General features: G+C 55.4%; 1 protein-coding gene. It reads right to left on the bottom strand.

Annotated features, from left to right (window positions below; genetic code table 11):
• Positions 1 to 919: 919 nt before the first annotated feature.
• Positions 920 to 1,471 (bottom strand): hypothetical protein, encoded by a 552-nt coding sequence (locus tag ACP7DD_RS26470; RefSeq protein WP_426178371.1) that lies wholly within the window; start codon positions 1,469 to 1,471, stop codon positions 920 to 922.
• Positions 1,472 to 1,611: the final 140 nt, after the last annotated feature.

Consider the following 1,611-nt stretch of genomic DNA (forward strand, 5'->3'; position numbering starts at 1 on the left):
CATTGCCAACCGTAGCGGGCATTAACATGCCAAAACCGGAGGCCGAGAGCGGGGAGAATCCAGAGAATTAGACACTAAACTCATCAAATTCATTGTCTCAAAGTGATTGACACATTCCGCATGCTCGGAGGTGAGTGCATCCATGGCTGAAAGTATGGACGCAAAACGACTGGATAGCAATGGACCCAAATAGTGCTCTCTAAACAAAAAACCCGCGCTACTCAGAACGAGAGGCGCGGGAAATGTTCGTTATTGGACTTCTTTAGTTGTTCGATTGCGGGACCGGAATCACACCTGAATATGAGGAAGGCAGGTAAATCAGAACAAGTACCAACAAAAATACCAACAAAAACAAAAATGTCCGGGGTTCGGTCCTAATGCTGGGTGAAAGCGTCGGAGTGCGAGTGCAATGCACAATCGCCTTGGCGGCGACTACTGAAAACAGCGCATCTTGCCGGTAAAGACGGATTGAAGGTCGTTCTACGGGACGCCGTGTTCGTCCGCGCGAACAGGTCTATTACTGGGCATAGAATTGGCCGTTGGGACGGAAACTCTACACATCTGTTCGGTTATTTCTTGGGCTCGCTAGGGGCAGATCTGGCAGTGCGCGCGAGCCGTTGGATGCCGGCGCGCCTGATCATTATCACCAGGCGCTCGCGCGGTTAATTCTTCGCAGAGGTTGAGGCGCTGTTAGTTCGGCACGGCTACCGTCGCAGCGGCATGCTTGCGTGCGGCGCGGTCGAGTTCCGCCCGCTGGCGCCCAAGTGGTTTACTTGGCTGCGCTGGGGGGAATTGGACGTGAGCGAGCTTGTCTCGTCGCATAAGATCATTTTTGGACGGGCCAATAGGGTTGCTGCGGCTCGCACATCACGGTATTTCCAGAGACTACTCGTAGGTCTCGCATCAGTCGCGCTGGAAGCTACTTCTTCCTGCCGCCGCCCAAATTTTTATAAACCCCCAATACCGCACCGGCTAACGCACCCGCCGATGTGCTCACGATCGGAATTCGAATTGCCGTAGCCAATGCAGCCCCGACAAGAGCGCCGGCGGCCGCATCCTTCGCCATATCCGACTGCATGGCGCTCTTGCCCAGCTTGCCGACCTCGTCCGCTGTAGCCGATGCCACGTCCTTTATCTTGTTGACGGCGATCCTCGCGTCATCCATATCCACCTTGCCGTCGCCGTTCAAATCGCCGGCGAGGACACCGATATCAGAGATGGCGGATCCGGCAGTTCTCGCAGCGGCGGCTGCGGCATCCGCCGCTGAGGCGCCGAATTGCCGCGTGGTAGAAGAGGCAGTTGTGATAGCAGTTCCGAGTGAGGTTCCCACAGACGCCATTGCGCGAGTAGCTCTTGCGGCACCTGACTTCATGCTCGTGCGCGCTATCTCGAAAGCAGATGCGGTGTCGTGGGCCGTTACCGCTGCTGCGCTGTCGTTCTCATTCCCATCGTTCGGGTCAATCACACTCATGGTGTCTCCTCGGGATGTAGCTGTTTAGATTCGTGTGATTATGTACCCATTCGTAGTTGGCCCCTTTTCAAAGCCAGGCACGTTTTGAGTACACTTCTTCCTTCCAACGAATCGCGTCCGAGAACATGACACAAGCCTTG

The sequence above is a fragment of the Massilia sp. TWR1-2-2 genome, assembly GCF_049897565.1.
In the GTDB taxonomy this organism is placed as follows: Bacteria; Pseudomonadota; Gammaproteobacteria; order Burkholderiales; family Burkholderiaceae_D; genus JAFCUW01.

Excerpts from the sequence above, each read along its gene's own strand:
- ACP7DD_RS26470 (WP_426178371.1), bottom strand. The coding sequence starts at position 1,471 with ATGAGTGTGATTGACCCGAACGATGGGAATGAGAACGACAGCGCAGCA.